This is a genomic window from Sphingobacterium sp. 1.A.4 (assembly GCF_002734245.1).
Lineage (GTDB): Bacteria > Bacteroidota > Bacteroidia > Sphingobacteriales > Sphingobacteriaceae > Sphingobacterium > Sphingobacterium tenebrionis.
The window spans coordinates 1-8,317 of record NZ_PEAZ01000101.1 but is presented as its reverse complement, the minus strand read 5'-3'; the positions used below and the strand labels follow the sequence as shown (position 1 = coordinate 8,317).

Below are 8,317 nucleotides of genomic sequence, written 5' to 3'. Positions count from 1 at the left end.
GCGCTCATCCCGTCCTGGACCGCCCTGATCACTGAACGCTTCAGCTCGGTGGTATACCGCTTTGGCCCAATGGGCTGTCGCCCGAACTTCTTCATCCAGCGGATAAGGCTCAGTTCGGACACGCCGTACTGTTCCATCAGGTCCCGGCGAGGGACCCCAAGTTCGATCTGATCCAGCATGTGGAGGATCAGACGCTTGTCGAATGGCTGCTTCTTACTGGTCCGCTCCGCGAACTCAAACTCTCTTTCTATTGTTTCCATACACTTTGTTTTTGTGTATAGCTTTTTTAGGATTGGACACCTTGAGCCTAATTTGAAACAAATATGTATATTTAAAGGAGATTAAAATAGCATGACATATTATATTATTGCAGGAGAAACTTCGGGAGATCTACACGGTGCGAATCTGATTAAGGCGCTGAAAAAAGAAGATCCTGAAGCTGAATTCCATATAGTTGGTGGCGATCAGATGCAGCAAGCATCCGGCGTTAAACCATTAATACATACCTCAGAAATGGCTTTTATGGGTTTTGTTGAAGTATTAATGAACCTAAGAAGCATTGCTCGCAACCTGAAGAAAGTAAAAGCCGACATACAGCGAGTGAATCCTGACACCCTTATCCTCATCGATTTTCCTGGTTTTAACCTGAAAGTAGCATCCTTTGCGAAAAAAATTGGCCTTAGGGTTTGTTATTATATTTCCCCTAAAATATGGGCTTGGAATCAAAAGAGAGTATACAAGATCAAGCGATTGGTCGATCATATGTTCTGTATTTTACCATTCGAGGTCAATTTTTATAAACAGTTCCACTATAAAGTGGACTATGTGGGCAACCCGCTTTTGGATGCCATTTCTAGCTATGAATTCAATCCTAATTTCAAAGAAGAGAATGGTCTTTCCGATCTGCCAATCATAGCGCTGTTACCGGGTAGCCGAAAGATGGAACTGGAGTATATTCTTCCAGAGATGGTGAAGCTTCATAATTTTTTCCCGGTCCACCAATTGGTCATTGCTGGAGCACCGAATTTTGATTATAACTATTACCAAAGTTATTTTGGCGATTACCCGATCAAGGTGGTATTCAATCAGACCTATGACCTATTGAAACATGCATCTTCCGCTGCTGTGACTTCCGGTACGGCCACCTTAGAAACTGCCCTCCTACGCGTTCCGCAGGTTGTGGTCTATAAAGCAAATCCAATCTCTGTTGCTATAGCAAGAAGGTTGGTAAAAGTGCAATTCATTTCCTTGGTCAACCTGATCAACAACTACCTCTCTGTTATCGAATTGATCCAAGAAGATTGTACAGCCATGGATATGGCCAACGAATTAGGGAAATTAATGAATAACCCGGAACATCGGGCAAGCGTGTTGGAAAACTATGATGTATTGATCGAAAAAATGGGTACTCCAGGTGCATCGGAAAAGACGGCAGCCTTAATAAAAGCGTACCTGACCGAAGAAAATTAAACTTTTTTACCAATTCCTTGTCTGTATTATATAGGAGATACAAAAATGAAATATATATTAAGTATAGGTTTGATGATGTGCAGTCTGATAGGCTTTTCTCAAACCACCGAACATATCACGAAATTAGAACTTGGAAAAAAGGAGAAGAAGACCTTTAGCAAGGGCGATTCCACTATGGTCATTAAGATCGATACCTTGATCATGAAAGATAAAGCCAGATTGGATTTCTTTGCAAAAAAAGACGTGAAATTGGAAATTGGGTATGCGGAGATCGGAAACAATGTAGTGATTACGGGAACCGATAGTAAGAATAATGCGACCAATTTTGACATTAGTTCCAACTTCCAACAATTAGGTTCTTTATTTATCATTGCTCGAGGATTTGATGCGTTCAATGGAACAAGAACTTTCCCGAATGGAAATGGTGGAAAAGTAACCCTTGCCTATAACGATAAAGGTATTGTACCACAAACCAAAGAAAAGAACAAGAAAAACTATGTATTTGTAGATGTTCAACCCGGCGGTTTAAGTGTGAATCCAAGCTCCGAGATCAGACAGATCTATTCTAGGATCGCCATGTCGCCAGGAGGATTAAGAGGATTGCCGCAGGGGCAGATCTACTCTGGATCTCCAGGTATGGAAGGAAAAGTAGAAATCAAACCCATGAATTAATGGGCCAAGCATAAGGATAATGGCGTCAACTTTTTGACGCCTTTTTTATTTTATGTAAATTTAGGATATGAAAATATTAGCATTTGCAGGCAGCAATAGTCGGCATTCCATCAATAAAAAACTGGTGACCTCGGTATCAAAATATTATAAAGATTCGGACGACCAAATTGAAATACTAGACCTCAACGATTATGAGATGCCGATCTTTTCCGTAGATCGGGAAAAAGAGGATGGTATTCCGGAGCTCGCCCATGAATTTGCGGCAAAAATCGACGCTGCGGACCTGTTATTGATTTCGCTTTCTGAAAACAACAGCAGTTATAGTGCAGCCTACAAGAACATTATGGATTGGGTATCCCGGATTAAAGGCAGAAAAGTCTTTGGCGATAAACCTGTATTCTTAATGGGTACCAGTGATGGTGCGCGCGGAGCACGATCTGTATTGGAAGCGGCCGAGAATCGGATGCCTCGCGATGGAGCCGAATTATTGGATATTTTCTCCCTCCCCACCTTTTATGAAAACTTTGAAGAAGGTAAAGGTGTTACAGATTTAGCACTGCGATCAAAATTGGAAGCAATGGTCAGAAAAACCAAAAGAACAATGAAGGATAAGTTAGCTGCTAAAAAAGATTAAACATACTGAACGATAAACAATTAAACAATACATATCATGGCAAAAAAAGTTTTATTATTAGTAGGCGATTACGTAGAAGATTATGAAGCAATGGTTCCATTTCAGGCAATGGGATCTGTAGGTATAGAAGTTGATGCTATCGCTCCTGATCGCAAGAAAGGAGATGTTGTTCCTACAGCCGTTCATGATTTTACCGGAGATCAGACCTACAAAGAATTGCGAGGGCATAATTTTGCCATCAATAAGGATTTTGATGCTGTAAATCCAGATGATTATGACGGTTTATATATTGCCGGTGGGCGCTCTGCGGAGTATATCCGTTTAAATAAACGTGTGATCGAGATTACGAAAGCATTCTTTGAAAAAGACAAACCCGTAGCAGCCATCTGCCATGGTATTCAAGTATTGACTACCGCGCAGGTATTAAAAGGCAGAACTTTGACAGCTTATGTAGCGGTGGGTCCGGACATTGAACTTGCTGGTGGTACATGGAAGAACATACCGGCAGATCAAGCCGTAGTTGATGGCAATTTAGTGACTTCTCCAGCTTGGCCAGGTCACCAAGAAATTCTGAAAGAATTCTATAAACTCTTAGGTATCACAATTAAATTATAATGACCAAACAACGAAGTATTAAAAAGATTTGGTTGTTCGCCATCCCTTTGATATTGATATTAGGATATTTCATCTATGATGCCTATTCCCAACCCAATATCAAAGAGTTGCCGGGCGATTTTGAAGAGGTCGCTTTTGTAAGGAATGAAAACAATAAAGGGGGAATCATACGTATCTACGCCGTTACGGCGGGCGATCCTTTGAACGCACAATACGATCAATGTGCCGATCTATTTCCGGTAAATGATTATGGCAGTATTACGAAGATTTACTTTTTTGATAAAAGCAAACCCTTCCCTACCAGTTTACAATTGGAAGATCCGCACTATGATGCTGAAAAATATGAAGCAATCAATATTCTCAGCAGAAGAGGCGTAAATAAATAATTAATAGATAATTAGCATAGGGCAATCTTTAATAAAGATTGCCCTATTTTTTATATTATAATTTTTATAACTAATTTTTACTTGTTAAATTTCAATAATATAAATTTTTATTTAATTTTGTTTCAACAAACAAACATTATTAACTCTATTCTTTATGAATAAACACGCTTTCCAAAAAGCTAAGAATAAATATGTTGCACCCACTATCGGCGTAATCATCCTGCAGAAAGAGCAATATTCGGCCTTGATCCAAACCAGTCATCCGATAATAAAACATCCAAAAGAAAATTCCAATCCTCAAAAAAACAATCTTTAAAAACGCTTTGTAAGGTTATTTGTTTTAAAAAAAGGCAGGTTATTTATTTAATAATTTGTTAATATTTAAGTAACTTATTCCAAACAAAGCCCTTTCATATTTGGGCTATCATGAGTATAACAGAAATGGCGAGTAAATTTATTCCAAGAGATATCAGTTGGTTAAGTTTTAATGGGCGAGTATTACAAGAAGCTGCGGATCCGGAAGTTCCTTTAGCCTTAAGAATCAAGTTCTTAGGTATCTTCTCCAATAATTTAGATGAATTCTTTCGTGTTAGGGTCGCTGCTTTAAAGCGGGCTGCAGAAATCAACAACAAAATAACCAATAGTTATTATTACGAAAGTCCGAACATCATCCTGGAAAAAATCAACGAGCTTGTTATCAAACAACAAAAGAAATTCGATAAGATTTGGCTCCAGGTGCAGAAGGAAATGGCCAAACAAAAGGTATTCATCAAAACTGCTGAACAGTTATCCCAGGCCCAATTAAAGTTTGTAAGGGAATATTTTGAAGAAGAGGTCGAAAGCAGTATCATTCCCCTTTTGTTGGATGAAACCCGACCATTACCTTACCTGCGGGACAAAAGTCTATTTCTAGGTGTGTCCATGAATAAGGAAGATTGGCAATATGAAACCAAGTTTGCGATTATTGAATTGCCCTCAAGGCAATTAGGAAGATTCGTGATCCTGCCATCCCCTAAAGGCCAGACCCATATTATACTCATTGAAGATGTGGTAAAGGTAAATCTCCCTTATATTTTCTCCTATTTCGGTTTCGATCATTTTGAAGCCAACACGTTCAAAATCACGAAAGATGCGGAATTTGACCTGGACAATGATGTCAATACCACCTTGGTAGAAAAGATAAGCAAAGGAATAAAGAACCGTAGGAAAGGAAAACCGACGAGGTTTGTGTTCGATCAGGATATGGACCAGAAACTACTGGAGTTTTTGATTCGAAAATTGAGTCTCAGCAAAAGAGACAGTATCATCCCTGGCCAGAAGATCCATAATTTCAAACATTTCATGGATTTTCCGAATGTCTTTAAATCGTATGAAAAGCCAATAGAAAGAACCTCCTTTGAGCATCCTGAATTTACAGGAAAGGAAAGGGTTACAGACATCATCCTTAAGAAGGATGTACTTCTCTCCTTCCCATACCATGAATTCCGTCCGATGATCGATCTTATACGTGAAGCGGCGATGGATCCTGATGTGAAAACAATCAAGATTACCATCTATCGAATGGCATCTAATTCCAAGATTGCGAATGCTTTGGTCAATGCCGCACGAAATGGCAAAGAAGTTACGGTGATGTTGGAATTAAGGGCTAGATTTGATGAGGAACAGAACCTGGAATGGAAGGAACGTTTTGAAATGGAAGGTGTTAAAGTATTGGTGGGACTTCCGAACAAAAAAATCCATGCTAAGTTATGTATCATCAAGAAAAGGTTTCAGAACAAAACGGTACAATATGGATTCGTGAGCACCGGAAACATCAATGAAAAGACGGCAAAGCTTTATGGTGATTATTGCTTAATGACGAGCAATAAAGGCGTCATGGCAGATATCAATAAAATATTCAATACCCTTCAGAAACCGAAGGTTCCATTGGAACAGACGATAAAGAACAACAAGAACCTGATGGTCTGTCCTACGGATATGCGGATCCAATTGATTGACCTTATAGAAAAGGAAATCGTCGAGGCTAAGGCTGGGAGAAAATCACATATCATCATCAAAATCAACTCTTTAAGTGATAAGGAGTGTATTAAAAAACTATACGATGCAGCAACGGCTGGCGTAAAGATCGACCTGATCGTTAGAGGGATTTATTGTGCGGTCAATCAGAAAAAATTTATAGAGCCAATACACGCGATCAGCATTGTGGATGAGTACCTGGAACATGCTCGTGTATTTTATTTTTACCATGCGGGTAAGGAACTAACCTATATATCTTCAGCAGATCTCATGACCCGAAACCTGGACCATCGAATCGAGGCAGCTGTTAAAATCCACTCCAAGAAATTAAAGCTTGAACTCAAGGATATGTTGGAGATCCAGTTAAAGGATAATGTAAAGGCAAGGAACCTGAACAAGAAACAGGACAATGAATATGTGAGCAATGATAATTTGCCATTCCGCTCGCAGATAGAGATTTACAAATACCTTGTTGAAAAGAAAATGGCCGTAGAGGAGGAAGGTCAAGAATCTTAGGTATTTTTATTTTGCTAATATTTTTAGTATTTTAGTAAAAATATTGGGCAAATGGAAAAATCATTTATCAACGGAAGAGGCGCGCAGGAGAATGTACATAATGTGTTTTTCAAAGAATCGTATGTTCAGGAGCATGTGGAAGGAATTGATGATTGGGAGCAGGATAAACCAAAAACAAACTTTAGCATTGTCCATCCAAAAAGTATAGTCAATAAAGTCGAAAGCCCTGATGTGGGTATGGAATACTCCCTCAATCCATATCAGGGATGCGAACATGGTTGTATCTATTGTTACGCCCGTAATTCCCATCAATATTGGGGCCTTAGTGCAGGTTTGGACTTTGAAACAAAGATCCTGGTTAAAGCCAATGCTCCGAAATTATTCCGCGAATTTTTGCAGAAAAAATCTTGGGATGGTAAAGTTATTTCGCTGTCGGGCAATACCGATTGTTATCAACCACTGGAAAGGAAATTTAAACTGACCAGGTCCATTCTAAAAATTGCACAAGAATTTGGTCAACCTATCAGCATCATCAGTAAAAACAGTTTGGTACTACGAGATGCAGATATCTTATCGGAAATGGCAAAAAAGAATCAATGTGCTGTTTTCATCTCCATCAATTCCCTGACCGAATCTACCCGGCAACTGTTGGAACCTCGCACCGTAACAGCAAAACAGCGTTTAAAAGTATTGGAGAATTTAAGTGCGCAAGGTATTCCTGTGGGCATCATGTGTGCACCCGTAATTCCTGGATTAACAGATCATGAGATTCCGAACATTTTGAAAAATGCAGCAGATGCAGGGGCTAAATGGGCAGGCTATACTAATGTGAGGTTAAATGGCGAAATAGGAAAGATTTTCGAGAATTGGCTTTTCCAAGCTTATCCAGATCGGGCCAATAAGATCTGGCATAGTATTCAAAGTTGCCATCATGGAAAGGTGAATGATAGTGAATTTGGGAACCGAATGAAAGGAACCGGGAAATTAGCGGAAATCATAAAGGACACTTTTAAGATGCATAGTAAAAGAAATAAATTAAATGAAAGTATACTTGAATTAGATTCTTCGAATTTTCGTAATCGCATTGATAATCAGCTTAATCTATTCAATTTTTAAAGGTTTAAACATGAATAATTTAATGTTAAGTAATGTTAAATTAACATTGTAACAGGTATGTTGCACACATAGTGGCACTTTTCTTGGTTAATAGTTTGAGAGTTTTACAAAACACGAATAACTATTTAAACAAAAAATTATTGTACTATGAAAACAACATGGAAATTACTCAGTCTACTATTTGTCGCATTATTAACATTTTCAGCTTGTTCTAAAGATGATGATCCTGCAGATAATGACTTTTTTGTAGATAATTACAAAGGAACGACAAGTTATGTGAACACGAATGGTGATGATGATGTAGAAAGCGGACAAGGAACAGTTTTTGTAACCAAAGTTGGAGATACTTATAACTTCGGTTTTGACAGAAATATTCCTAACATCAATGGAATTAAAATGGAAAAAGGAGATAATAATGTAATTTTCTTCAATTCAGATGCTTTGGGATCCATCAAAATCGATCAAGATGATTTAACCATTCTTTACCATACTGATGGTAAAACTTGGACAGCAAACTGTAAAAGAGACTAAAAAACTGTAAAAGAAAATATTCGAAATACAGATTAATTTAAAAAAAGGCTTTCAATAAATTAGAGGGCACTGAAAAAGTCTCAACTTTTTAATGAGATTTAAAGAAATGACTGAGTACAAGATTTATCTTACTCGGTCATTTTTGTTCTAAGGATTTCTGAAAATTTGTTTTTTAATGGTTTTATTGAAGGTTTAATCGACCATGAGTGGCTATTTAGGCTTTCAGAATCTCAAATCCATTGATTTTGAGGTAATATTCCTCCTTTTTAGATCAATTTCAGGATTCTTTTCAAGTTTACCGTGAAGATGGCCATTGCACCCTGCATTTCCATATTTTGGATGCCATAGGAATCTGCTCTTC

The 8,317-nt window shown here is 38.2% G+C and carries 10 protein-coding genes; 9 read left to right on the top strand and 1 reads right to left on the bottom strand.

What is annotated here, in order from left to right; genetic code table 11:
- A partial coding sequence (locus CRJ00_RS16515; RefSeq protein WP_373560885.1) for a hypothetical protein occupies window positions 1–260 on the bottom strand: 260 nt, incomplete at its 3' end.
- Between the two features lie 91 nt (window positions 261–351).
- On the opposite strand from CRJ00_RS16515, the gene lpxB reads away from it, so the two are divergent.
- From lpxB to CRJ00_RS16475, 9 genes are all read left to right on the top strand, one after another.
- Entirely contained in the window at window positions 352–1,470 is a 1,119-nt protein-coding gene (gene lpxB, locus CRJ00_RS16510) for a lipid-A-disaccharide synthase (protein WP_099367849.1), read from the top strand.
- Between the two features lie 45 nt (window positions 1,471–1,515).
- Window positions 1,516–2,142, top strand: coding sequence for a hypothetical protein (locus tag CRJ00_RS16505; protein ID WP_134776489.1), 627 nt, complete (start codon window positions 1,516–1,518; stop codon window positions 2,140–2,142).
- A gap of 67 nt (window positions 2,143–2,209) precedes the next feature.
- On the top strand, window positions 2,210–2,776 hold the full coding sequence (locus tag CRJ00_RS16500) for an NADPH-dependent FMN reductase (RefSeq protein ID WP_099367847.1): 567 nt from the start codon (window positions 2,210–2,212) through the stop codon (window positions 2,774–2,776).
- Between the two features lie 36 nt (window positions 2,777–2,812).
- Window positions 2,813–3,391, top strand: a complete 579-nt coding sequence (locus CRJ00_RS16495; protein ID WP_099367846.1) for a DJ-1/PfpI family protein — start codon at window positions 2,813–2,815, stop codon at window positions 3,389–3,391.
- On the top strand, window positions 3,391–3,777 hold the full coding sequence (locus tag CRJ00_RS16490) for a hypothetical protein (protein WP_099367845.1): 387 nt from the start codon (window positions 3,391–3,393) through the stop codon (window positions 3,775–3,777). The genes CRJ00_RS16495 and CRJ00_RS16490 overlap by 1 nt, the downstream gene beginning before the upstream one ends.
- A 154-nt stretch (window positions 3,778–3,931) precedes the next feature.
- Entirely contained in the window at window positions 3,932–4,093 is a 162-nt protein-coding gene (locus CRJ00_RS18875) for a hypothetical protein (RefSeq protein WP_167554224.1), read from the top strand.
- Between the two features lie 110 nt (window positions 4,094–4,203).
- A complete protein-coding gene (gene ppk1 / locus CRJ00_RS16485; protein ID WP_218962241.1) occupies window positions 4,204–6,309 on the top strand; it encodes a polyphosphate kinase 1 in 2,106 nt (701 codons plus the stop codon).
- 51 nt (window positions 6,310–6,360) lie between these two features.
- Complete coding sequence (locus CRJ00_RS16480) at window positions 6,361–7,425, top strand: PA0069 family radical SAM protein (protein ID WP_099367843.1); 1,065 nt, start codon at window positions 6,361–6,363, stop codon at window positions 7,423–7,425.
- A gap of 147 nt (window positions 7,426–7,572) precedes the next feature.
- Window positions 7,573–7,956, top strand: a complete 384-nt coding sequence (locus CRJ00_RS16475; RefSeq protein ID WP_099367842.1) for a hypothetical protein — start codon at window positions 7,573–7,575, stop codon at window positions 7,954–7,956.
- Window positions 7,957–8,317: the final 361 nt, after the last annotated feature.